This is a genomic window from Paenirhizobium selenitireducens ATCC BAA-1503, assembly GCF_000518785.1.
GTDB lineage: Bacteria > Pseudomonadota > Alphaproteobacteria > Rhizobiales > Rhizobiaceae > Allorhizobium > Allorhizobium selenitireducens.
Window position 1 is genome coordinate 66,244 of the sequence record NZ_JAEG01000006.1, and the last position, 23,089, is coordinate 89,332.

27 protein-coding genes are annotated in these 23,089 nt (G+C 64.5%); 10 read left to right on the forward strand and 17 right to left on the reverse strand.

The features are described from left to right. The first annotated feature begins 7 nt into the window (after window positions 1-7). The 3 genes from L867_RS24810 to L867_RS0107700 are packed head-to-tail and all read left to right on the forward strand — an operon-like array spanning window position 8 to window position 2,083. Window positions 8-439: a DUF3052 family protein gene (locus L867_RS24810; RefSeq protein WP_037172883.1), complete on the forward strand. Its 432-nt coding sequence runs from the start codon at window positions 8-10 to the stop codon at window positions 437-439. A gap of 16 nt (window positions 440-455) precedes the next feature. Further along, entirely contained in the window at window positions 456-893 is a 438-nt protein-coding gene (locus L867_RS0107695) for a potassium channel family protein (RefSeq protein WP_037172887.1), read from the forward strand. 38 nt (window positions 894-931) lie between these two features. After that, entirely contained in the window at window positions 932-2,083 is a 1,152-nt protein-coding gene (locus tag L867_RS0107700) for an alpha-hydroxy acid oxidase (RefSeq protein ID WP_028736334.1), read from the forward strand. A gap of 233 nt (window positions 2,084-2,316) precedes the next feature. On the opposite strand, the gene L867_RS0107705 is transcribed toward L867_RS0107700, so the two are convergent. The 6 genes from L867_RS0107705 to L867_RS0107730 form a co-directional block, all read right to left on the reverse strand. Then, the gene (locus L867_RS0107705; protein WP_028736335.1) at window positions 2,317-3,057 is read right to left on the reverse strand and encodes a metallophosphoesterase family protein; all 741 of its coding nucleotides are present in this window, start codon (window positions 3,055-3,057) and stop codon (window positions 2,317-2,319) included. After that, window positions 3,057-3,413: a hydroxyisourate hydrolase gene (gene uraH, locus L867_RS0107710; protein ID WP_028736336.1), complete on the reverse strand. Its 357-nt coding sequence runs from the start codon at window positions 3,411-3,413 to the stop codon at window positions 3,057-3,059. Before uraH ends, L867_RS0107705 begins: the two co-directional genes overlap by 1 nt. After that, window positions 3,410-3,910 carry an ureidoglycolate lyase gene (locus L867_RS0107715; protein ID WP_028736337.1) on the reverse strand — a complete coding sequence of 167 codons (501 nt, stop codon included), beginning with the start codon at window positions 3,908-3,910 and terminating at the stop codon, window positions 3,410-3,412. The genes uraH and L867_RS0107715 overlap by 4 nt, the downstream gene beginning before the upstream one ends. 6 nt (window positions 3,911-3,916) lie before the next feature. Beyond that, a complete protein-coding gene (locus L867_RS0107720) occupies window positions 3,917-4,282 on the reverse strand; it encodes a HepT-like ribonuclease domain-containing protein (RefSeq protein WP_028736338.1) in 366 nt (121 codons plus the stop codon). Then, window positions 4,279-4,569 carry a nucleotidyltransferase family protein gene (locus L867_RS0107725; protein ID WP_028736339.1) on the reverse strand — a complete coding sequence of 97 codons (291 nt, stop codon included), beginning with the start codon at window positions 4,567-4,569 and terminating at the stop codon, window positions 4,279-4,281. The genes L867_RS0107720 and L867_RS0107725 overlap by 4 nt, the downstream gene beginning before the upstream one ends. Window positions 4,570-4,706: 137 nt before the next feature. Next, entirely contained in the window at window positions 4,707-5,747 is a 1,041-nt protein-coding gene (locus L867_RS0107730; protein ID WP_028736340.1) for a glutamine synthetase beta-grasp domain-containing protein, read from the reverse strand. A gap of 400 nt (window positions 5,748-6,147) precedes the next feature. Here L867_RS0107730 and L867_RS0107735 point away from each other — a divergent pair, with 400 nt between their 5' ends. After that, complete coding sequence (locus L867_RS0107735; protein WP_028736341.1) at window positions 6,148-6,330, forward strand: DUF2735 domain-containing protein; 183 nt, start codon at window positions 6,148-6,150, stop codon at window positions 6,328-6,330. A gap of 24 nt (window positions 6,331-6,354) precedes the next feature. Here L867_RS0107735 and alc read toward each other — a convergent pair whose 3' ends face one another. The 6 genes from alc to L867_RS0107765 form a co-directional block, all read right to left on the reverse strand. Continuing rightward, entirely contained in the window at window positions 6,355-7,377 is a 1,023-nt protein-coding gene (gene alc, locus L867_RS0107740) for an allantoicase (protein ID WP_028736342.1), read from the reverse strand. Window position 7,378: 1 nt separating this feature from the next. After that, window positions 7,379-7,876: a 2-oxo-4-hydroxy-4-carboxy-5-ureidoimidazoline decarboxylase gene (gene uraD, locus L867_RS0107745; RefSeq protein WP_408605961.1), complete on the reverse strand. Its 498-nt coding sequence runs from the start codon at window positions 7,874-7,876 to the stop codon at window positions 7,379-7,381. A gap of 137 nt (window positions 7,877-8,013) precedes the next feature. Next, on the reverse strand, window positions 8,014-8,292 hold the full coding sequence (locus tag L867_RS0107750) for a helix-turn-helix domain-containing protein (RefSeq protein ID WP_028736344.1): 279 nt from the start codon (window positions 8,290-8,292) through the stop codon (window positions 8,014-8,016). Window positions 8,293-8,321: 29 nt separating this feature from the next. Then, complete coding sequence (gene puuE, locus L867_RS0107755) at window positions 8,322-9,239, reverse strand: allantoinase PuuE (protein WP_028736345.1); 918 nt, start codon at window positions 9,237-9,239, stop codon at window positions 8,322-8,324. 111 nt (window positions 9,240-9,350) lie between these two features. Beyond that, window positions 9,351-10,058: a DUF1045 domain-containing protein gene (locus tag L867_RS0107760; RefSeq protein WP_028736346.1), complete on the reverse strand. Its 708-nt coding sequence runs from the start codon at window positions 10,056-10,058 to the stop codon at window positions 9,351-9,353. A 104-nt stretch (window positions 10,059-10,162) separates the two neighbouring features. Beyond that, window positions 10,163-11,341: an NAD(P)/FAD-dependent oxidoreductase gene (locus tag L867_RS0107765; RefSeq protein WP_028736347.1), complete on the reverse strand. Its 1,179-nt coding sequence runs from the start codon at window positions 11,339-11,341 to the stop codon at window positions 10,163-10,165. Here L867_RS0107765 and mnmD point away from each other — a divergent pair. Further along, window positions 11,340-12,086, forward strand: a complete 747-nt coding sequence (gene mnmD / locus L867_RS0107770; protein ID WP_028736348.1) for a tRNA (5-methylaminomethyl-2-thiouridine)(34)-methyltransferase MnmD — start codon at window positions 11,340-11,342, stop codon at window positions 12,084-12,086. The genes L867_RS0107765 and mnmD overlap by 2 nt on opposite strands. Here the strand turns inward: mnmD and L867_RS24815 are convergent. From L867_RS24815 to L867_RS0107785, 3 genes are all read right to left on the reverse strand, one after another. Beyond that, window positions 12,060-16,154, reverse strand: a complete 4,095-nt coding sequence (locus L867_RS24815) for a PAS domain-containing protein (RefSeq protein WP_051438875.1) — start codon at window positions 16,152-16,154, stop codon at window positions 12,060-12,062. The two genes, mnmD and L867_RS24815, sit on opposite strands and share 27 nt — an antisense overlap. 260 nt (window positions 16,155-16,414) lie before the next feature. Continuing rightward, window positions 16,415-16,987, reverse strand: coding sequence for a cytochrome b/b6 domain-containing protein (locus tag L867_RS0107780; RefSeq protein ID WP_028736349.1), 573 nt, complete (start codon window positions 16,985-16,987; stop codon window positions 16,415-16,417). Next, on the reverse strand, window positions 16,987-17,253 hold the full coding sequence (locus L867_RS0107785; protein WP_028736350.1) for a PepSY domain-containing protein: 267 nt from the start codon (window positions 17,251-17,253) through the stop codon (window positions 16,987-16,989). Before L867_RS0107785 ends, L867_RS0107780 begins: the two co-directional genes overlap by 1 nt. 192 nt (window positions 17,254-17,445) lie before the next feature. On the opposite strand from L867_RS0107785, the gene L867_RS0107790 reads away from it, so the two are divergent. The 4 genes from L867_RS0107790 to L867_RS24820 all read left to right on the forward strand — a co-directional run bounded on the left by L867_RS0107790 (window position 17,446) and on the right by L867_RS24820 (window position 20,727). After that, on the forward strand, window positions 17,446-17,724 hold the full coding sequence (locus L867_RS0107790; protein WP_051438876.1) for a PepSY domain-containing protein: 279 nt from the start codon (window positions 17,446-17,448) through the stop codon (window positions 17,722-17,724). Further along, on the forward strand, window positions 17,724-18,389 hold the full coding sequence (locus tag L867_RS0107795; RefSeq protein WP_037172891.1) for a response regulator transcription factor: 666 nt from the start codon (window positions 17,724-17,726) through the stop codon (window positions 18,387-18,389). Before L867_RS0107790 ends, L867_RS0107795 begins: the two co-directional genes overlap by 1 nt. Further along, window positions 18,389-19,732, forward strand: coding sequence for a sensor histidine kinase (locus L867_RS0107800; RefSeq protein WP_037172893.1), 1,344 nt, complete (start codon window positions 18,389-18,391; stop codon window positions 19,730-19,732). Before L867_RS0107795 ends, L867_RS0107800 begins: the two co-directional genes overlap by 1 nt. 77 nt (window positions 19,733-19,809) lie before the next feature. Continuing rightward, the gene (locus tag L867_RS24820; RefSeq protein WP_051438877.1) at window positions 19,810-20,727 is read left to right on the forward strand and encodes a purple acid phosphatase family protein; all 918 of its coding nucleotides are present in this window, start codon (window positions 19,810-19,812) and stop codon (window positions 20,725-20,727) included. Window positions 20,728-20,749: 22 nt separating this feature from the next. Here L867_RS24820 and L867_RS0107810 read toward each other — a convergent pair whose 3' ends face one another. Beyond that, a complete protein-coding gene (locus tag L867_RS0107810) occupies window positions 20,750-21,871 on the reverse strand; it encodes a DNA alkylation repair protein (protein ID WP_028736353.1) in 1,122 nt (373 codons plus the stop codon). A 6-nt stretch (window positions 21,872-21,877) separates the two neighbouring features. After that, window positions 21,878-22,177, reverse strand: coding sequence for a hypothetical protein (locus L867_RS0107815; RefSeq protein WP_028736354.1), 300 nt, complete (start codon window positions 22,175-22,177; stop codon window positions 21,878-21,880). 87 nt (window positions 22,178-22,264) lie between these two features. On the opposite strand from L867_RS0107815, the gene L867_RS0107820 reads away from it, so the two are divergent. Then, window positions 22,265-22,948 (forward strand): helix-turn-helix transcriptional regulator, encoded by a 684-nt coding sequence (locus L867_RS0107820; RefSeq protein ID WP_028736355.1) that lies wholly within the window; start codon window positions 22,265-22,267, stop codon window positions 22,946-22,948. Window positions 22,949-23,089: the final 141 nt, after the last annotated feature.

Here is a 23,089-nt window from a genome sequence, read left to right on the forward strand (position 1 = left end):
GGGATCGATGCAGCACGGCTATTCCGGCACTCCTCTTGCCAAGAAGCTCGGCCTGAAACCCGGCATGGCGACGCTGTTCCTCGACCTGCCGGACCATTTGTGCGATCTTGCCCGCACCGACGGCCTGGCGCGGGTCGCGACGAGCCTCGACGGCGTCACAGCAAGGGAATTCGACCTGATCCATGGATTCGAAACCGCGCGCGAGCGGCTGGCCGACCGCCTTCCGGCACTCCGCGCCGCGCTCAAGGCCGATGGCATGTTGTGGCTTTCCTGGCCGAAGAAGTCCTCCGGCGTGCAAACCTCGATCACCGAGGACGTGCTGCGCGAGCTGATCCTGCCGACCGGCCTTGTCGACGTGAAGGTCTGCGCCGTGGATGCCGTCTGGTCGGGGCTGAAATTCGTGTTCCGCAAGGAACTGCGTGGGACGCTCGTTGGATGAGCGCGGAAACCAATCCATGAACTTGCTTGTCAATCTCGCTCTCGGCATCCTTCTGATCTCGATGACGGTCGTCATCCACACTTTCGGGCTGATGGGCGTGACCCATGCGATGAGCTGGATCACCTCGCATGTCCGCCTGCACGGCCACCGAAGCCGCATCCTGGCGATGAACACGGTGGTCATCGGCGTCTTTGCCGTGCTGACCGCGGAAGTCTGGCTCTGGGCGATCTGCTATCACATGATCGGCTTCATCGAGGATTTCCCCACCGCCCTCTATTTCGCCACCATCACCTTTTCCACCGTCGGCTATGGCGACGTCATTCCGCACCCCGAATGGCGCATGCTGGCAGCGCTCGAGGGCATTGACGGCTTCGTGCTGATCGGCTGGTCCACCGCCTATCTGGTGGCGGCCGGCATGCGGATCGGTCCCTTCCGGTCGGGAGAACATTTCTGATGGCACTCTGTCGTCCATTTCCAAAGAGGTAATACCCCGTGTCCCCCATTCTTGAGATCGCCGACCTGAAGCGGCTGGCGAAGCGTCGCGTGCCGAAACTGTTCTTCGACTATGCCGACAGCGGCGCGTATACCGAGAGCACCTACCGCGCCAACGAGAGCGATTTTTCCAGGATCAAGCTGCGCCAGCGCGTGCTGGTCGACATGAGCGGCCGTTCGCTCGAAACGACCATGATCGGCGAGACAGTCAGGATGCCGGTAGCGCTCGCGCCGACGGGCCTGACCGGCATGCAACATGCCGACGGCGAAATGCTGGCGGCGAGGGCTGCCGAAGAATTCGGCGTGCCCTTCACGCTGTCGACCATGAGCATATGCTCGATCGAGGACGTCGCCTCGGTCACCACGAAGCCCTTCTGGTTCCAGCTCTACGTCATGCGCGACCGCGATTTCGTGCTGAACCTGATCGAGCGCGCCAAGGCGGCGAAATGCTCGGCGCTCGTCCTGACCGCCGACCTGCAGATCCTCGGCCAGCGCCACAAGGACCTGCGCAACGGCCTCTCCGCCCCGCCGAAGCTGACGCCCAAGCATCTCTACCAGATGGCCACGCGCCCGCGCTGGTGCTGGAACATGCTGCAGACGAACCGCCGAACCTTCCGCAACATCCACGGCCACGCCAAGAGCGTGACCGACCTCGCCTCGCTCAATGCCTGGACGGTCGAGCAGTTCGACCCGCAGCTGTCGTGGAAGGACGTGGCGTGGATCAAGGAGCGCTGGGGCGGCAAGCTGATCATCAAGGGCATTCTCGACGTCGAGGATGCGAAGATGGCGGCCGAGACCGGTGCCGACGCGATCATCGTCTCCAACCATGGCGGCCGCCAGCTCGACGGCGCGCATTCGTCGATCGCCATGCTGCCGCGCATCGTCGATGCGGTCGGCGACCGGATCGAGGTGCATCTCGACGGTGGCATCCGCTCGGGCCAGGACGTGCTGAAAGCCGTGGCCCTCGGCGCCAAGGGCACCTATATCGGCCGCCCCTTCCTCTATGGCCTCGGCGCGATGGGCAAGCCGGGCGTCACCAAGGCTTTGGAAATCATCGCCAAGGAGATGGACACCACCATGGCGCTGTGCGGCAAGCGGAAGATCACCGAGATCGACGGCGACATCATCGCCGAGAACCCGTTCAAGGTTTGAGATCGGAAGGGCGAAGAGGCGCGGCGACCGGCGCATCAGAGCACAAATCGAGGCCGTCCTTTTCAAAGAGGGCCGAGCGGTGTCGGTCCCTCTTCTCCCCCGCGGGGAGAAGGTGGCGCGTAGCGCCGGATGAGGGGGGCGAAGCCAATTGATGGCTGCGCACTTGGCCCCCTCATCGCCTCGCATTCGCTCGGCACTTCTCCCCGCTGGGGAGAAGAGAGCCGGCGCCAGCCTCAGGCGATCCAGCCGGTCGACAGCGCGCTCACCCAGTCGGCCATGCCGTGCGCCCACGCCAGTTCGGCGGCAGCCGCGTTGTCGTAGCGCACCTGCCGGAAGGTCGGCTGCCAGCCGCGGCCGGTCTTCTCCAGCACCGCATAGGCGGCAAAGGGCGCGCCGGCCTGGGCCTTGTGGTAGAAGGGCTTGTCATAGTCGAAGCCCGGACAGCCGACGCTGCCGGGATTGACGATCAGCCGCCCGTCGGAAAGCTGGGCTGAGCGGGCGATATGGCTGTGGCCGCACAGGATCAGCGGCTGCTCGACACCCTCCGCCAGCGCCTCGATCTCATCGATCGGCCTCAGATGGAAGATGCCGGCCTCGTGCAGCGTCTCCATCCAGTAGGTATTGTCGTCCTTGGGCGTCGCGTGGCAGAGATAGACCTCGTCGCGATAGACGGCACTGAACGGCAGCGAGCGGATCCAGTCGAGCTGGGCTTCCGACAGCTGCGGATAGGACGGCCGCTCCCAGTCGCCCATCTCCTCGAAAGGCCGGTCGATCAGCGCCCGGTCGTGATTGCCGCGCACCGTCACGGCATTAAGCGGGATCAGCAGGTCGGCGGTCAGCCCGGCCTCGAGCGGCCCGGAAAAGCAGTCGCCGAGATTGACGATCTCGGTAATCCCCTGCCGGCGGATGTCCTGAAGCACGGCCTCAAGTGCCAGATGGTTGCCGTGTACGTCGGCGATGGCGGCGAAGATCATCAGCTGCCCCGATAGGTCGAATAGCCGTAGGGCGAAAGGAGGAGCGGCACGTGATAATGCGCCGCCGTGTCGGATATGCCGAAGCGGATGGGGATGACGTCGAGGAAGGGCGGCTCGGTCAGCGAAACGCCGCTCGCCTTCAGATAGTCGCCGGCATGGAACAGCAGCTCGTACCGCCCCGCCTGGAAATCGGCGTCCTTCAGCAGCGGCCCGCCGTCGATCCGTCCGTCGGCATTGGTGAAGACCGTGGTGATCAGTTCGGCCTCCTCCCCGTTCATCCGCATCAGCTGGATCTTCAGCCCCTCGGCGGGTTTGCCAAGCGCGGTATCGAGGACATGGGTCGTCAGAGCGGTCATAGATGGGGCTCCAGGATGCGGTATGGCGTTGAGAAGAAATGCTCTTCGAGATTGTTGCCCGGACCGTCGCGATCGACAACCAGAAAATCCGAGATCGCACCGATTGCCATCAGCGGATGGTGCCAGACATTGCGGCGATAGTTCACCCCCTGGTCCGGACGCGCCAGGAAGACCTGCGGCCGGCCGGGTGTGCCATCCTCGTCCGGCGAGACCGCCACCAGGAAGGACCGCCCCGACAGCGGCGAAAAACTCTGGCTGCCGAACGGATGGCGCTCCATCATGCCGATCTCGTAAGGGAAGCTGCGCGGCTGTCCGCGGAAGATGCTGACGATCACCCGCGCCCCCTCGCCGGAAACCTCGGGCGCAAACAGCGCGTGAAACCGCTCGGTCGTGCCGCCATTGATCAGCCGCATGGTGGAAGGATCGGCCTCGATCACCTCGCCGAATGGCGAGAAGGCGGCGGCGGTAAGCGGCTGGATGGAGAGGAGATCGGTCACGCGGGGTCATTCTCCCTGGATATGCGGATGGCGCAGTTGATCGAGCTGGGCGACGAGTGCCGGCAGGTCCCTCTGGACGGTGTCCCAGACCAGCGACCAGTCGGGATCTCCGTATTCGCGGAGGACCATGTTGCGCAACCCCTCGATCGTCGACCAGGCGATGTCCGGGTGTTCGGACGCCACGTCCGGAAAACGGCCGAGGATCCTCGATGCGGCGGCAGCGATCAGCACGAACGTCATCGCGACCGCGCGCTGGGTCAGGATATCCCGCTCGAATGTCTCCGGCGTCGAACCGCCAACGAAGCCAATCGCCTCGGAGGCTGCCTCCTGCATGTCGAGGAGATTGTCGAGAAGCCGCTGCTCCGGGGTCATATGGCCGCCGCCTCGGCCAGGATCCCGTCACGCATCCGTGGCTTCAGGCCGCCCGAGGTCACCACATCCACCTTGCACGGCAGCAGTTGCTCCATCTCGGGCTGCAATCCGCCCAGATCGAACAATGTCATTCCCGGTAATGCGTCGACCAGGATATCCAGATCGCTGCCGACCCGGTCTTCGCCGCGAGCGACCGAGCCGAAGACGCGCGGGTTCGCCGCATTGAAGCGTTTCGTCGCCTCGCGGATCGCCTGACGGTTCTTTTCCAGCACATCGGACGGCTTCATCGGCTCTCTCCTGCCCGGCCAATATAGGCGAGCCGCCCCGCCGAGGGAAGCGCCGAGCAGCACGAGAGGCGATCGCCGAAACGCAAACGACGCCGGATTTCTCCGGCGTCGTCATCGTCTTGGGAAAAGCGGACCGATCAGGCGGCGCTGCGGCCGTAGTCGGCGGTCGCCACTTCCGAGATGGTCTTCAGCACCTGCGAAGCGATCTGGTAGGGGCAGCCCTGCGAGTTCGGACGACGGTCTTCAAGATAGCCCTTGTAGCCGTTGTTGACGAAGGAATGCGGAACGCGGACCGATGCGCCACGGTCGGCGACGCCGTAGGAGAACTTGTCCCACGGAGCGGTCTCGTGCTTGCCGGTCAGGCGCATGTGGTTGTCCGGACCGTAGACGTCGATGTGCTCTTTCCAGTTCTTGGCGAAAGCAGCCATCAGGGCTTCGAAATATTCCTTGCCGCCGACTTCGCGCATGTACTTGGTCGAGAAGTTGCAGTGCATGCCCGAACCGTTCCAGTCGGTATCGCCGAGCGGCTTGCAATGGAACTCGATATCGATGCCGTAACCTTCGCAGAGGCGCAGCAGCAGGTAGCGAGCGATCCAGATCTGGTCGGCGGCCTTCTTGGAGCCCTTGCCGAACACCTGGAATTCCCACTGGCCCTTGGCCACTTCGGCATTGATGCCTTCGTGGTTGATGCCGGCTTCGAGGCAGAGGTCGAGATGCTCTTCGACGATCTGGCGGGCGACGTCACCGACGTTCTTGTAACCGACGCCGGTGTAGTACGGGCCCTGCGGCGCCGGGAAACCGTGTTCCGGGAAGCCGAGCGGGCGGCCGTCCTTGTAGAAGAAGTATTCCTGCTCGAAACCGAACCAGGCGTCCTCGTCGTCGAGGATGGTGGCGCGGGCGTTCGACGGATGCGGGGTAACACCGTCCGGCATCATGACTTCGCACATGACCAGCGCGCCGTTGGTACGGGCCGGATCGGGATAGATGGCGACGGGCTTCAGGACGCAATCGGAGCTCCGGCCTTCGGCCTGCAGGGTCGACGAACCGTCGAAACCCCAGAGCGGAAGCTGCTCCAGCGTCGGGAAGCTGTCGAATTCCTTGATCTGCGTCTTGCCGCGAAGGTTCGGAACCGGCGTGTAGCCGTCCAGCCAGATATACTCGAGCTTAAACTTGGTCATTCTTCGTCTCTCTTCAGTCAAGCGCTCGCCCAAGAGCGCAACAGAGGGCTGATTCTCCGGCGCGCCGGCGAGTCCCGGTTAAAGAAGCATGAAGCGTGCCAACTTCGCCGAAACGCGCGCCAATGATCCTATTTTTTAGCTCCAACGCCGGGATGCGTGCGGCGGCACGGACGATTGCGGCAGTCGTTTTGCCTATTTTGTGGGAACTTCTGCAGCCATGGCGTGTTTCCTTGCACGACGGACCGCGCGATCCGAAGTGATGAAATCACCATCATTCGAAGCGCGCAGCAAGAATTGCCTACATATTAGGCATATTGCACTTTCCGTGTGCATAAGGTCGAAAACTCTGATAGACTTCATCATCGAACACCAGTCTCGATGAATAAAGAGAGGCAGCAGCATGACGACGAACATGGTTCGGGAATCGGCGATGATCTTGAAGTTCCCGGTTCGAAACATTCAGAAGCTCAAGGAAATGCAGGAGCGCGAGAGCCGTTCGCGTCCGCTGATCATCGAAAGCGGCTGCGGCGGCTGGTATCATCAGGAAGCCATCCGCGAGGCTGAAGAGGCACCCAAGCAGTAAGCGTGCCTCTTCGACTATTGTGTCTCAGGCCTTGGTGCCGAAGAGACGCAGGCGCATGACGCCGCCATCCGGATGCATGGCGAAGCGCACATGGGTGACCGGCCCGATTTCGGCGATGAGTGACCCGGAAAATTCGTGCTCGCGGTCCATCTCCAGCTTCTGCCGGCCGAGAATCGGCTTCCAGCCTTCCGACTGGGCTATATCCTCAGGGCTGAACGTGTCGCCGGCATCCGGCAGATAGGCGCCCAGCAGTTCGCAGGTGTCCGGATAATTCCCCTTGAAGAAATGCGTATCGACGACGATGCGGCTGATCAGGCCGGCATGACCGAGGCGGATGATCGCCCAGTCATGGCCCGGCCCGCGCCGACGCTTGGTTTCCCAGCCGTCGCCCATGTTGAGGCCGCGTCCAGGACCCAGCATCTTGTCGGGATGGCCATAATGGGCATCCGACCAGGCGAGCGCCTTGGCGCCGTGGAAGACATAGGCGAGATCGAGTTCCTGGTCCGCGCCGACCTTCGACCAGTCGAAATGCGCCGCCCCATAGACGCGCAACCGCGCCACGCCGCCATCCGGATAGATGTGCAGCCGCAAATGCGTCCACACCTTGTCGCGATCGGCATTCTCGAAGAAATGCTGGGCGCCCGGCCCGAGCGGCGACTTGGCCAGAAGTTCGGTCCACACCGTCGTCTCGGTCGGATCGCCCTCGGCCACACAGGCCGCCTGGATCGAGCAATGCGGCGGATAGTTGCCGGTGAAGAAGCGGGTATCGACGTCGAAGCCGAAGATGCGGCCGGGCATGGCCAGCCGGATCACCGCCCAGTCGTGGCCGGGCACGCGCTTGCGTCGGCTTTCCCAGCCATCCATGTACTTGCCGTTGTCGTCGTAGAGATCCGGGTCGAATTCGGCCGGCGCGTCGTTCAGCATGCGCGACAGCGGTGCGAAGAATTCGTCGGTCGAAAACACGCCCTGGGCGCCGAGGCGGGCCGAGGCGAGATTGACGGCGCCTGCGGCAAAGTCGGGCAGGACCACGGTAGATATTTCGGGCATGTCAGTCGTTCTCCGGAATGAAGCTTTCGAGGCGAAGCCGGGCAATCTTCTCGACCTGCGCGCAGGCCGTGTCGAATTCCGTCTCGCGGCTGTTGTCGATCCGCGCCTCGAAGGCGGCAAGAATATCGTCCTTCGCCAGCCCCTTGACGGCAATGATGAAGGGAAAGCCGAATTTCGTCGTATAGGCCGTGTTGAGCGCGGTGAAGCGGGCATGTTCCTCGGGCGAAAGCCGGTCGAGGCCTGCTCCCGCCTGCTCCTTGGCGCTGTCCTCGGTCAGTCCGCCGGCGATCGCCAGCTTGCCGGCCAGATCCGGATGGGCGCGCAGCACGCCGAGCCGTTCATCCGGCGAGGCTGCCCGGAATTTTTCGGTCAGCGCCGCATGTACGCCGGACGCCGTCAACGGCTCGACGATCAAGCCCGCATCGAAGGCACGCTCGGCGATGAAGGGCGAGTGTTCGAACACGCCGCCGAAGCGGGAAATAAAGTCCGCCTTGTGCATCAAGTCTCCCGGAATGCGAAGCAGTTGATTGGATCGAAGGCCAAGGAGTAGCGAAGCCCGCAAGGCTTGTCGAGGCGCCGCCCCGGCCCGATGAGGCTCAAGATCAGATCGGCCTCCGTCGCTCCGCCACCAAGGCATCAGGTCTCGACGAGATTGATTTCCAGCCTTGCACCCGTCGCCTCGGCATAGCGCCTCAGCGTCGACAGCGACGGCGAGACGCCGCCGCCTTCCAGCCGGGCGATCGCCGATTGCGTCGTCCCGATCCGGCGGGCCAGTTCCGCCTGCGACAGCTTGGCCCGGGTGCGGGCAAGCACCAGCGACTCGATCAAACGGAACTCCTCGTCCGCCTTCTGATATTCGGCCCGGAACTCCGGGTTCTCCATCAGCTTCTTCTTGAGATCGGCGATCCTGGTCATGCTTTCACCTCTTTCAGGCGCGCGCGGGCTCACACCGGCTTGTGGTACTTGTGCCAGTGTTCGGCGATCTCGATGCGTTTCGGGATCCACACTTTTTCGTGGCTCTTCACATAGTCGATGAAGCGCGCGAGGGCTGCGGCGCGGCCGGGGCGGCCGACGAGGCGGCAGTGGAGGCCGACCGACATCATCTTCGCGCTGCCCGCCTTGCCTTCCGCATAGAGCACGTCGAACGCGTCCTTCAGATAGGTGAAGAACTGGTCGCCGGAATTGAAGCCCTGCGGCGTGGCGAAACGCATGTCGTTGGTTTCGAGCGTATAGGGGATGATGAGGAAGGGCTTGTCGTCCACGCCTTTCACCCAATAGGGCAGGTCGTCGGCGTAACTGTCGGAGGAATAGAGGAAACCGCCCTCCTCCATCACCAGTCTCAACGTGTTGTTGGACGGCTTGCCCTGGTACATGCCGCGCGGATGCGAACCGGTCAGTTCCTTGTGCAGGCGCACCGCTTCGAGAATGTGCTGGCGCTCGAGGTCTTCCGGGAAATCCTTGTATTCCAGCCAGCGATAGCCGTGGCTGGCGATCTCCCATCCGGCCTCCTTCATCGCCGCGACCGCTTCCCGGTTGCGCGCCATGGCGAGCGTCACGCCGTAGACGGTGACGGGCACCCGGCGTTCGGTGAACATCCGCCACAGCCGCCAGAAGCCGGCGCGGGAGCCGTATTCGTAGATCGATTCCATGTTGAGGTTGCGCTGGCCGGGCCAGGGCTGCGCGCCGACGATCTCGGACAGCAGGTTTTCGGAAGCCGGGTCGCCGTCGAGGATCGAGCTTTCGCCGCCCTCCTCATAGTTGACGACGAACTGCACGGCGATGCGCGCATCGCCCGGCCAGCGCGGATCGGGAGTGTTGCGACCATAGCCGACAAGGTCGCGCGGATAGCTGTCATTGTGCATCAAATCACCCTGAAATCGGACGCCAGACGGTAAGCAGGCCGGCGCCCGATGTCGAGATGCAAACGCAAGCGCGGGGCGCTGCCTTTTAGGCTCCGCTTCGTGTGCCCGCCATCAGGCGATCTTGCGGGCGGCGACGCGGCCCATCGGATGCAGCGAATGCACGAGGAAGGGCGCGCCCGGCTCCTTCTCGACGAACAGCGCCAGATTGGCGATCTCGACCGGCTCACCGAGCACGGGGCCGAAATGGGCGCCGAGCGCCGTCTCGATCCGGCCGAAATCGCGCGACAGCAGCGGGCCGGTGAGCGTCATGTGGAAGCGGAACTCGTCCATCACGTAAGGGTGCCCCCAGCGATGCAGGTTGGAGAACTGCGGCGCCGACAGGCCGTCGGGATTGCGCCGCTCGATTTCCGCTTCGCTGAGCGGCGCGCGGTAGCCGTCGAACTGCTGCACCACGGCGGCGGCCAGATAGTCGAGCGAAGCGCAGGGTTTTTCCGGCACGAGGCCGTAGAAATCGCCCAGACGGCCGACCACCAGCCGGGGAATCTCGAAGGGTTCGAGCGTGCCGGCAAAGCGCATGAGTTCGCGCAGCAGCGCCGCTTCGGTGCTCTCCAGATGCAGGTGGAACGGCGCCTTCAGCGTCGCATGGAAGCCGTAGCGGCGCGGCAGTGCCGTGTGGAAGGCGATCTCGTGAATGCCGAGGCCGCGCACCGCCGGATGCTCGACCGGCTCGCCGGAATAGACGTTGCGCCCGAGCCAGCTCGCAGCCGCAAGCGTCAGCGTATCGCTGAAGGACGGGGTGAAATAGATGGCATACCGCATGCGACACCTCGCTTCCGGGGGGCGTCCATTTTAGCAATAGACGTTATACCTGAGCAGTTAGGTGATTTGCGTGACAGTATGACGAAGAGAAACGGGAAAGACGTTCACGCGTTGCGTGTGGCAACGGCGATGTGGCTCGCGAGCTGGAAACCGGCCGGCATGGTCATCGGCCGGTCCTGGACGGCGCCGAGCGCTTCTTCGGCCAGACGATGTGCCATGCCGAAGCTCACCTTGAAGCCGCCGGTCAGCGCGACGACGCGGGCATTGTCCGGATGCGGCCCGACCATCGGGTCGCGATCGATCGCCTTGGGGCGAAGGCCGGCCCAGCGTTCGACCACCACGGCCGACTTCAAAACCGGCGCAAGCACACGGGCACGCGCGATCAGGTCCTCGATCTGGCCATCGGTCGAAAACGGATCGTCGAAACGGTCCTCACTGGTGCTGCCGATGGCGGCCAGTCCACCCTCGTGCGGCACGATATAGAGCCCGTCGAGATAGAGCAGAGGCAGGTCGGGATCGATGTCGCCCTTCATGAGGGCGGCCTGTCCCTTGACCGGCTGGCCGAGCGGCCGGGCAAGCGGCGGGCCGAGCATTTCCAGGAGTGGGAAGGACCGATGGCCCGCCGACAGGATGCAGTGGCCGAACGCGACACTTGTGCCGTCCGACAGCCGGGCCGTGGTCCCCTCGATGCTCTCGACGCCGCAGCCTTCGACGATCCGCACATGCTGCGCCCTGCGCAGGCGCTCGACCAGCATGCCGGTGAGGCCGCGCGGCGAGACCCGGGCGGCAAACGTGTCGTGGACCAGCCCGGCGCCTGCAACCTCCGGCGTGGGCCAGTCCGGTCCGAGGGGCGAGGCATCGATGGCATTCCACCGGAAGGACCGATCCCCTGCCCGCCAGTTGACCAGCGCTTCCCGTTCATGGCGTTCGGCGATCGTCCGCAAATGTGGCTTCGGCAGCGGGATCAGGCGGCCGGAACGGCGATAGCCGGCGGACCGGCCGGTCTCGGCCTCCAGTGCCCGCACCTCGTCTTCCAGCGACAGAAGCGCCTCGAACTGGAACTGCTTCTTGTCGTTCCACTTGTCCGGCATATGCGGCATCAGCGCGCCGAGCAGCCCGCCGCTCGCGCCCTGCGCCAGCGGCCCGGCATCGACCAGCAGCGTGTCTATGCCTAGGCGTTCGGCCTTGAGCGCCGCCCAGAGCCCCATCACGCCCCCGCCGGCGATCAGCAGCGCTGCGCGCGATTGACCGGCAGGCCCGCTGGCATTATCCGCAATGGTCATGACCCATTCCACCTCGACATCACCGACCGCGCCGGTCGCCCAGGAGCTCACCTGGCGCGACGGCGATATGCCCTATTCGACCGCCTTTGACGACCACTTTTATTGCCAGACCGACGGACGCCTCGAATGCGGCCATGTCTTTCTCGCCGGCAACGGCCTGCCGGAGCGCTGGGTTCGTCCCGGCACCTTCCGCATCGGCGAGCTGGGCTTCGGCACGGGTCTCAACGCCTGCGAGAGCTGGCGGCAATGGAAGACGACGCGGCTGGAGGGTGGACACCTGCACTTCGTCTCGTTCGAGCTCTATCCAATGCGGGCGGAAGAGCTGTCACGGGCCCTGTCGCGCTGGCCCGAGATCGATGCCGAACGCGAAGCGCTCACCGCCCTCTGGCCGGACCAACCCACCGGAATTGTCGAACTGGATCTCGACCGCCAGACGCGGCTCACCGTGCTGTGTGGCGATGCGCTGCAAAGCCTCACATCGAGCCAGCTTGCCTTCGACGCCTGGTTTCTCGACGGCTTCGCGCCGGCGCGCAATGCCGCCATGTGGTCGCCGGAACTGATGGCGGAAGTTTACGGCCACACCGTGCCGGGCGGCAGTTTCGCCACCTATGCCGCAGCTGGCTTCGTGCGCCGAAACCTGATCGCGGCGGGATTTGCCGTCGAGCGGCGCAAGGGGTTTGCCGGCAAACGGGAAATGCTCTGCGGACTGAAACCCGGCTCAGTGGCCGGAGCCGGACAGGACTGACCCGTCGCGCAAAGAGTGGCCAAGCCAGCGCTCGATCTTCGCCTCCAGCTGTTCCGGGCTGATCGGCTTCGACAGATAGTCGTCCATGCCGGCGGCAAGACAGGCCTCCCGGTCGCTGTCGAGCGCATGGGCGGTGACGCCGATGATCGGCACATGCCGGCCCTCGCCCTCGGCCTTCTCCGCTTCGCGAATGGTGCGCGCGGCCTGATGGCCGTTGAGGATCGGCATCGATACGTCCATGATGATCAGCCGCGGATTGTGGGCCCGCCAGGCGACGATCGCCTCGCGGCCGTTGCCGACGATGCGGTGGGACAGATCGGTCGACTGCAGGATCTGCCGGAAGACGATCTGGTTGACCTCATTGTCCTCGGCGACCAGCACGTCGCAACCGGCCCGCGCCGGCATGGCCGTATCTCGCCGCGCCACAGCCGGAGACCTGGGCTGCGCCGGACCGCTGGCCGGGGCCGCGAGGCTCCTGCGATCACTTCCTGCCGGAGGCGCCGGCCGCGCGGCCGGCCCCACCATGCCGATCGGCTTGCCGAGCCTTGCGGCCCGGACCACGTCGACGATGGCGCTGCGCAGGAGATTGGCACGCGCCGGCTTCATCAGATGCGCCTGGACGTTCAGCTGCTGGAAGATCCGCTCGTCGCCGACCATGTCCATCGAGGTCAGGAAGATCATCGCGATGCTCTCGAACCGCTTGTCGGCCCGGATCATGCGGGCGACGTCGAGCCCGTTCATCACCGGCATCTGGTAGTCGACGATCAGGGCATCGATCGACACGCCGATGCGATGGGCTTCCTCGAGCACGGCCATCGCCGCGTGGCCGCTTTCCACGGCAACGCCGTCGAAGCCCCAGAGCTCGAGCTGTTCCGTAAGAATTCGGCGATTGATGTCGTTGTCGTCGATCACCAGGACGCGCGCGCCCTCGACATTGACCGGCAACGGCTGCGGCCTGTGGCGCTCGTGGGCGACGGTGAACGGCACGTGGACGGTAAAGACGGAACCCTCGCCGACGGCGCTTTCGACATCGATATGGCCGCCGAACAGGTCGACGAGGCCGGCCGTGATTGCCAGGCCGAGCCCGGTCCCTTCATGGCGCCGCGTCGACGAGGTGTCGACCTGGGAGAATTTGTCGAAGATCGACGCCCGCTTGTCTTCGGGGATGCCGATGCCGGTATCCTCGATCCGAATCGTCAGCATCACTTGCGAACCGTCCGAGGGCGTGCTCGACAGCTCGATCAGCACATGGCCCTTCTCGGTGAACTTGATCGCATTGCCGACCAGATTGGTGACGATCTGGCGGAAGCGGCCGGGGTCGCCCGACACCATGTGCCGTACGGTCACGTCGCCGGCGACGATCAGTTCAATGTCCTTTTCCGCCGCCGAGGCCGACAGCAGTGTCGCCACGTCCTCGATCGCCTCGACGGGATCGAACGAAACCTGGCGCAGCTTGAGCTGTCCGGCATCGATCTTGGAGAAGTCGAGGATGTCGTTGATGATGGTGAGGAGTGCGTTGCCGGACTTGACGATAATATCGACGAACGTCTTCTGGCGAGTATCCAGCGCCGATTTCGCCAAGAGTTCCGCCATGCCGAGCACGCCATTCATCGGCGTGCGGATCTCGTGACTCATGTTGGCGAGGAATTCGGACTTGGCCTTGTCGGCCGCCTCGCTGCGCGCCAGAAGCTCGGTCAGTTCCCCTTCGCGGGCCTTGATGTCGGTGATGTCCGAATAGAGCAGCATCCAGTGCCCGCGCCGGCTGACCGTCGCCTCCAGTTGCACCCAGGTCTTGCCATCGGCCAGGAACACCTCGGAGAAGGACTGATGGGAGAGGATCTTGTCCTGCCATTTCTTCAGCTCGGCCATCGGCTCGTCGCCGAAATCGCCCCGCTTGGCGCAATAGGCAAAGCAGGCATGCCAGCTCTGCCCCGGCTCGAGATACAGCGGCGGCACGTTGAGGATGCTCGCCAACGCCTCGTTCGACTGCAGGATGACGCCGTCCTCGATGAAGACGAGGCCCTGCGCCATGACGCGCGTCGCATCCTGCATGAACTGGCCGAGACGTTCGAGCTGCTCGCGCGCCTCGCTGATTTCGCGTTCGCGGCGGCGCACCTCGGTGAAGTCCGAATAGGTGACGAGGAACTTGCGGTCGACCAGCGGAGTCGTGGTGATCAGCACCTGTTTGCCGTCGGGATAGATGAGTTCGCGCTGGATCGTGCCCTCAAGCGCGCGCATTTCCGCGACGCGGTCCTCGAGGCCGGGCTCGAACTCCTTGCCGCCCTCCCAGGCCCAGCCGCGGTCCTGGTTGGTCTTGGCGTAGTCCCTGAAGGTCGTCCCCTCGAGCAATCGGTCTTCCGGCCATTCCCAGATCTCGCGGCTCTTGGAATTGGCGAATTCGATGACCAGGTCCTCGTTGAGGATGATGACCCCGACCGGCATGATGCGCAGGATGTTCTCAAGATCGGCGTAGAGCTTCTGCGCCCGGGCTTGCGCTTCCACCAATTCGCGCTCACGCGCCTTGAGCAGCGAGACATCGGTGATCGAACCGACGATGTAGCGCCGTTCGTCCGGCGTGATAATGCGGTCGAGCGAGGTGATGACCGAGTGTATCCGACCGCCGGCCATCGGCAGTTCCTGGGCACGCTCCACCGCCTCCCCGGTCTCGAGCAGGCGCAGATTATCCTCGCGCAGCTGCGGACCCGATTGCGGGAACATCTGTTCCTCGTTGAGCCCGTAGAATTTTTCGCGCGCCTCACCCTGCAAGGCGCCATAGGCGTCATTGGCAAAGATCAGTCGGCGTTCGCTGTCGCGGATGAAGACCGGAACGGGCAATTGCTCGATCGCCGTGCGGTAGAGAACACTCTCCTGTTCGCGCTGATGAAGGGCGGTAATGTCGGAATAGGTGATGAGGATCTTGCCGCTGGCGAGCCGCTTGCTGCGGATCGCCAGGATCCGGCCGCTCATTGTCTCCGCCCGCGAAGTCGTGTCGTTCTCGGTGTCGGCGAACTGAGAGACACGCTTGATGAACAGTGCTTCGACGTCGGCCTCGACGCTCCTGGATCCGCCGTGACGGACATTGTAGATCAGAAAATCGCGATAGGACCAGCCGACCATGTCCATCGGCTCTTCGGCCTCGAGCATGTCGTAGAAGGCGTCGTTTGCGTATTCGATGTCGTAGTCCGCTCCGAGGATCAGGATGCCGACCGGCATAGACCGCAGCAGGCTCTCCACGTGCTGATGCAGGCCCTCGGCGTCGTTCTGCGCCTCGATCAGCTGGGCTTCGCGATTCTTCAGCAGCGATATGTCGGTGATCGAGCCGACCATGTAACGATCGCCGTTCGCCATCTCGATGCGACTTGCCCGCGAGATCACAGGCACGACGACCCCGTCCTCGCGGCGGAAGACGTCTTCCTGCTCGCTGGCAACGCCCTCCTCGAGGGTGCGGCGGTTGGCCTGGTAATATTCGTCACCGCGGTCGGGGAAACATTCGTGTTCCGTCTTGCCGATCAGCGCTTCCTTCGAGGTGCCGACCATGTCGACGAAGGCGCGGTTGACGAAGGCCATGCGGTGGTCGGCGTCGCGCACATAGGTCGCGACGGGAAGGTCTTCGAGCGTGGCATGGAAGAGATCGACCGGGTTCTCTACCGCCGCGGGCTTCGTCGCGGGCTTCGTTGCGGCCTTGGCCGCCGGACGCTTCGACCGCACAACGCGGGATGGCGCCTCGTCGAAAAGGCCGAAGACGTAGATCGCGTCGTCGTCGCCGAAGAATCGCTCAACCCTCAAGGGATAGCGTTCGTGACCGTGAGGGTCAAAGACCAGCGTCGTCTGCTCGTCGCCGAACACGACGACCTGACGCTCGCGGTCGTCGCGCACGCCGTCCTCGAGCCGCCCGAACAGTTCGCGATCAGTCTTGCCGACAAAGGCTTCCGGCTTCTCGCGGAAGAAGGCGGCATAGGCGCCGTTCACCGCAACATAGCGAAGCTCGCTGTCCTTGATGAAGGCGGGCACCTCCAGTTCGGCGATCTTCTCGCAAGCTAAATTGAGCAAATCGCCACCCGTATTCAAGAACCGTACTCCTGCCCAGAAAATGCTCCCGAATGGTAAATGCGAGGTAACCATCGAACGATGTTCGACGGATGCGCCGGCAAAACCGTAGCCTGAACGGGAGGATAGTGGACGCCCTGCCTTGTCCGAGCCTGTCAGGGGCGCTGGGGCCGGGCCGCGGCCGGGCTTACGGACGCGAAAAAGCCCCGGTCGGGGGGTGCACCGTCCGGGGCTTTCTTCTTGGCCGTGTTCACGCGGAGGCTATTCTCCCGGCCTCGAACTCAGCGGCTGCGCTTCCAGCCGTTCAGCATCGCACGTACGAGGTTCTCGCGGTGTTCGAAGCTGGCGAAGGCGACGCCGGCAAGATGCAGGGCGACGAGACCGAGCGTGCCGTAGACGAGCGCTTCATGCGTCTCCTCGACCCATTCGATCCCCCAGAAGGCATCCGTGGTCATCATATAACCGGTGGCGGCGATGCCCGAGATCGCCACGAGCAGCGCGATCACCATCGCGCCACCGGCCGGGTTGTGCCCGAGATAGCGCCTGGCCCGCATCCGCGCCGTATCGGCGAGGAAGGCCACGACCGTGGTCGGCCGATAGATGAAGTTCGCGAACCGCGCATGTTCGGTGCCGATCATGCCCCAGATCACGCGAAGCGCCACAAGGCCGGCGATCAGGTAGCCGGAAAGGATATGGGCCGACTTCCACTCGTCGCCGGTGAGGTAGGAAAAGGCAAAAAGCCCGACCAGCGACCAATGGAAGATCCGCACGAACGGATCCCACACCTTGATCCATTCCGTCCGCTTCAAGCGGACGGAATGGGCGCCATGCAATTCCTGCGTGGCGTCGCTCATCAGTCGGCCCCGACCTGTTCGCCGGTTTCCGGATTGAAGAGGTCTTCGACCTTCTTGCCGTCCTTGATGCCGTATACTTCGTAGCAGGTGCCTTCGACCTTGACCTGGCGGACTTCGTAGCCCATCGCGACTGCCTTGGCCTTCATCGCATCTTCGGTCATCCACTTGTCCTTCGGCACATTGCCGCAGGCATTTTCGCTTTCGGCGAAAGCGGCCGAGCCGAATGCGGCGGATGCGATGAGGGATGCGAGAACGATCTTCTTCATGGATTAAGTCCTTCGTCGTTTGGCCGTGGCGCTATTGCCATCGACCGTTGACGCAGACCCTAAAGCGCGTCGGCTGAGCGATAACTGACGGGAAATGTCAGCGAAAAATCAGTTTCGCCATGCTATTGAGGTACGATGGGCGGTCAGGCGAAACACATCTATCGGCGAATGATGACAGCAGGATGCACGACAATGCTGCTGCTGGCCCTGTCCTTGCCGGCGATGGCGGACGCCGGTAGCGACGACCACGACGCCGTCCGCAATGCCGTCAACAGCGGCAAGGCCCTGTCGCTGGCCGAACTGAAGCGCGTCGTCATGGAGCGCGTTTCCGGCGAAATCGTCTCGGTCAAGCTCGACCGCGAGCGCTCCGTCCTTGTCTATGAATTCCGTATCCTGACCGCCAACGGCCGCCTCGTCGAAGCCGAAGTCGATGCCGCCGATGGCACGATCATCGAAATCGAGAACGAATAATGCGGCTGCTGTTGATCGAGGACGACCCGCTGATCGCGCGCGACGTCACGCTGCACCTGGAGCGGGCCGGCTACGTCGTCGTGCATGAAAGCGACGGCGAATCCGGTTGGTTCACCGGCGACGCGGAGGAATTTGCCGCCGTGGTGCTCGATCTCGGCCTGCCCGGCATGGACGGCCTTTCCGTGCTCAAACGCTGGCGCGCCGCCGGGCGGCAGACGCCGGTGCTGGTCCTGACCGCCCGCGGCAACTGGCAGGAGCGGGTCGAGGGCATCGACGCCGGCGCCGACGACTACCTGACGAAGCCGTTCCAGATGGCCGAACTCCTGGCACGGTTGAGGGCGATCATCCGGCGCAGCGCCGGCCAGGCCAATCCGGTGCTGCAGATCGGCGACATAGCGATCGACACACGCACCAGCACGGTCAGCCGCGCCGGCCTGCCCGTCGATCTCACCCCGCTCGAATACCGCTGCCTCGCCCACCTTGCCCACAATCGCAACCGCAACGTCTCGCAGCTCGAACTGACCGAACAGCTCTATGCCCAGGATTTCGAACGCGACAGCAATTCGGTCGAGGTGCTGATCGGCCGGCTGCGCAAGAAGCTCGGCAAGGACACGATCTCGACCCGGCGCGGCTATGGCTACCGCATCGGCGGAGACGAGGGCTGATGCAGTCCATCCGCGGCCGCTTCCTGATCGTTTCCGCCGCCAGCGTCCTGCTTGCCATGGTGCTGGCCGCCGTCGTCTTCGTCTCGCTGTTCACCCGCAATCTGGAGCGCCGCATCGACGAGGAGCTGACCGGGCACATCAACCTCTTCGCCGGCACCCTGCGCTTTGCCGCGGACGGCACCCTCGAACTGCCGGACCGGCCCGCCGACCGCCGCTTCACAGAGCCCTATGGCGGGCTCTACTGGCAGGTCGAGGATGACAGGAACAAGCGTCAGCTGCGCTCGCCGTCGCTCTGGGACTATGCCCTGCCTCTGCCCGCCGACGCGCACGAGCCGAGCGCAGTGCACCACTACACCCTGCCGGGACCGGACGGCACCGACCTGATCGTACAGGAGCGCCAGATCATTGTCGCCGCGCCCGAAGGCCCGCGGCCGGTGCGCGTCGCCCTGGCCATCGACGCGCGCACGCTGACGGAAGCGCGACGCGCCTTCGTGCTCGACATCATTCCCTTCATGGTCGCGCTGGCCGCCTTCCTCATTGCCGCCTCGCTGGCTCAGCTGACCTTCGGCCTGCGGCCCGTCTCTTCGGTCAGCGAGGGGCTGAACCGCATCCGCGAACGCAAGGCCGAACGGCTGGATGGCCGCTACCCGAAGGAACTGCAAGGGGTGGTCGATGCGGTGAACCGGCTGCTCGACGCCCAGTCCGACATCATCAAGAAGGCACGCACCCGCTCGGCCGACCTCGCCCATGGCCTCAAGACGCCGCTCACCGTCGTGGCCAACGACGCGGCAACGCTGAAAGAGCGCGGCCAGACCGACATCGGCAACGAACTTGCCCATCTCGCCGCGGTCATGCAGGCGCATGTGGATCGCGAGCTGGCGCGCAGCCGCATCGCCGCCACCGCCGAGCTTCGCGCCTCCGATGCCGACGTCGCCACGGCCGTCGACCGCATCGTGCGCACCCTCAAGCGCACGCCGAGGGGCGGAGACCTCACCTGGCAGGTCGACGTGGCGCAGGGCGTCACCGTCGAGGTCGATCCCCACGACCTCGAGGAGCTGCTCGGCAACATCCTCGACAACGCCGTCAAATGGAGCCGCACGATGATCGGCATCACCCTTGAGCGTGCCGGGACGAGGCCCCGCCTGACAATCGAGGATGACGGCCCCGGCGCCGATCCGGCCGACATAAAGCGGATGACGGAACGCGGCATCCGTCTCGACAGCCAGATGCCGGGCACCGGCATCGGCCTTTCCATCGTCAAGGACATCGCTTCGGTCTACGATCTCGACATCGAGATCGCGAATCGCGAAGCAGGCGGACTAAGGGTGTCCATTTCATTCTGACCCGCGACCGTCGGGCGACGCCCGGGCCGCAGACCGCAACGCAGACCGACCCCCTGCAGACCACGAAGGACCTTCTCATGCTCCACACCCGCCGCAGCCTCATCCAGGGGGCACTCGCCTCGCTGGCGCTCGGCGGCGTCGCCCGTGCGGCCGGCACGGCGGCGGTTGCGGCGAAGGAACTCTCCTTCCTCGTGGTCGGCGACTGGGGCGATGGCCAGTCGCCGACGACCGCCGCTGCGGTCGCCAAGGCCATGGGCACGATCGGCGCACAGAACGCCATATCCTTCGTCATTTCGACCGGCGACAACTTCTATGAGAGCGGCGTCGAAAGCACCTCCGACAAAAAATGGCGGACCAATTTCGAAGAGGTCTACAACGCGCCGTCGCTGCAGGTTCCCTGGTATGCGGTGCTCGGCAATCACGACTACGGCGGCAGCATATCGGCGCAGATCGACTATTCGAAGAAAAGCCGGCGCTGGACCATGCCCGACCGCTATTTCGCCGTCAGCAAGGAGTTCGGTGGCGCAAGCGCGGATTTCTTCTTTCTCGACACGCAGAGAATGAAGGGCGACACGCTGCTTGAAATCGTCTCCCACCTGGACGCCGAACTGCAACTTCGCTGGCTCGACCGGGCGCTTGGCGAAAGCCAGGCGCCGTGGAAGATCGTGATCGGCCACCATCCGGTCTTTTCCGGCGGCCGGCATGGCGACAGCGAACTCCTGGGCAAGAGGCTGAAACCCATCCTCGACCGCCATGGCGTCGCCATGTATCTGTGCGGCCACGATCATCACCTCGAAGCGCTGCGCTCGGAACAGGTCGCCTATTTCGTCTCGGGCAGCGGCAGCCGGAGCCGACCGCCGCATCCACATGCGAAGAGCCTGTTCGCCTCGGCCACGCCGGGCTTCCTGCTGGTCAAGCTCACACCGGCCGGCGGCACCGCATCCTTCTACAGCCAGGATGCCGCCCTCCTCTACAGCCAGCCGCTGATCCTCTGACGCCAAGGCGTCGGCATTGCCTTCACCGCTCGTCCCGGATGGAGACCGGCGCGGCGAGCGTGAAGGTCGCATTGGCAAGGCTGGCGCCATTGACCAGGATCTCCAGCCCGTGCTCACCGGGATAGTAGACCCGGGTGGTGATCGGCCGGAAGGCATGGCGCTTGTCGACCGTCACCTCTCCGCCGGGCGCGAGCATCAGGCTCTTGCCCTTGAACACCTTGGGACGCAGGCTGCCGTCCTTCATGCGATGGTGGATGGCATAGTCGAGCATGACCTGCTGCGGTTCAGGCGTCGCATTGCGCAAGCCGATGCGGAACGCAAGCTGGCCCGGAAAGGCGACGTCGGCATTCTCCAGCGACAGGTTAGCCGCCACGCCGTCGAGCGGGCGGAAACCGAAATTCGCCAGCGCCGCCGCATGGCCCTTCTTGAGCAGCGTCCGGGAGGCATGCCTCAGCAGCCACAGCCGTTCCGGCGAGGCGCCCGGGCGATGCGACGCGACGAAATCGGCAACCAGGTCAGGATGATCCTTGGCGATGTCGTTGAGGCTGTTGGCCACCGAGCGGCGCACATAGTCTTCGCGGTCGTCGATCAGGGCCGTCAGGATCGGCAGGATCGGTGCGGGATCGCTGACCAGCGTCGGCAGGCGCATGGCCCAGGGCAGACGCGGGCGCGTGCCTTCGCTCGCCAGCCGCCGGACGTGGTGGTTCGGATCGCCCGTCCAGTCGGAGATGATCGACAGCGCCAGTGACTGCTCCCGGTGGATGAAGGGTCGAATGCCGAATTCGGCGGTGAAATGCGGCGTCAGCGCCTTGAGGAGATCGAGGGCGATCTCGACATGGTCGAGGCCGTGGGCGGCGATATACTGGTTGAACGACAGCAGCGCCCAGCCCGTCAGCCCGGACCGGCCACCCTGTGGCAGGCAGGCCCGAAGGATGGGCGCGGCCTGTTCGAAATCCTGCGGCAGGCTGTTGCGCAGGGCATCGGCGATCAGTTGCCCGCGCTGCATCAGCTCGAGCGCCTCGATGTTCGGCAGCACGGCGGCGAGAAAGTCCCGCTCGGCAAAATCCGGCCATGCCCGCGACAGGGCGCTTGCCGTGTCGCGGGCGGTCTGTGGACCGATCAGGTGTTTCAGCGGTTCGGCCATGGCTGCTCAGATCGCCTGTTGCGTTTCGAAATGCTGCATCAGCGATACCGCGCTGATCGCCGCCATGTAAGGGGCGAAGGCCGGATCGCGCCCGACCTTTTCCGCCGCTGCATCGGCCGCCGCCTTGTCCTGCCACTCGACGAGATCGGCGATCATGTCGCCCTGTTCCAGCGCCGTCAGCGCCCGCCAGCTGACGAAGCCGGGATAGTGACGGACCGCCTGCATGGCAGCCAGGCGCGCCGCTTCGGCCTGATGCTTGTCGGCGACGGTGCAGACGGCGATTTCGAGCACGGTGTTCTTGGTCATGGAAAGCTCTCCTGGTTGTCGATGCGCTTGACCTAGCACAGACCAACTGACAACCTTATGGCCACAACCTTCTACCGAAAGCCCTCGATGCGGCCAGCAGATCGCCTCTTCCGAATCATCCAGCTGATGCGCGCCACCGGACGGGCCATGACCGCCGCCGAGATCGCCGGCCGGATGGAGGTCGCGCCGCGCACCATCTACCGCGACATGCAACACCTGATCGCCTCGGGCGCGCCGATCGAAGGCGAGCGCGGCGTCGGCTACCTGCTGCGCGAAGCCTTCGACGCGCCGCCGCTGACCTTCACCTTCGAGCAGCTGGAGGCGCTCGCCTTTGGCTTGAGAGCCGTGGAAATGCTGGGCGATCCGCGTCTCGGCCAGGCGGCCCGGGAAGCGAAGGACAAGATGCTGGCGCTCTTGCCGCCGGAACACGCGGCGCGGCTGGTCGGCGCGCCGATCCATGCCTTCAGGGCCGCGAGCCAGCCCGAGCCGCCGGATTGCCTGGGTGACGTGCGAACCGCGCTGTCGACCCGGCGCAAGGTCTGGATCGCCTACAATTCGCTGGCCGGCGAGCGGAGCCTAAGAACCGTCTGGCCGCTCGGCCTCAGCGCCTTCGGCGCCCTCTGGGTGGTCACCAGCTGGTGCGAAACGCGCAATGATTTCCGCGACTTCCGCCTCGACCGAGTCGAGGACTGGAAGGTGCTTGCGGAGCGGTTCGAGCCGGACGAGAACCAAACCTATGCGGTCTATCTGGCAGGCCTGCAGGCGCGCTGAGCGCGCGGTGCCAGGCGTTAACCGCGACCGGTCATTTGCCGCAGCGCAAAAACATTTCCTTGACTTTCCAGGTCGAAAGGCCCATCTGCAGGTCAGCTTTCACCTTCCGGCCACCGCGTGAGCGGCCCGCGATCTCGTAAA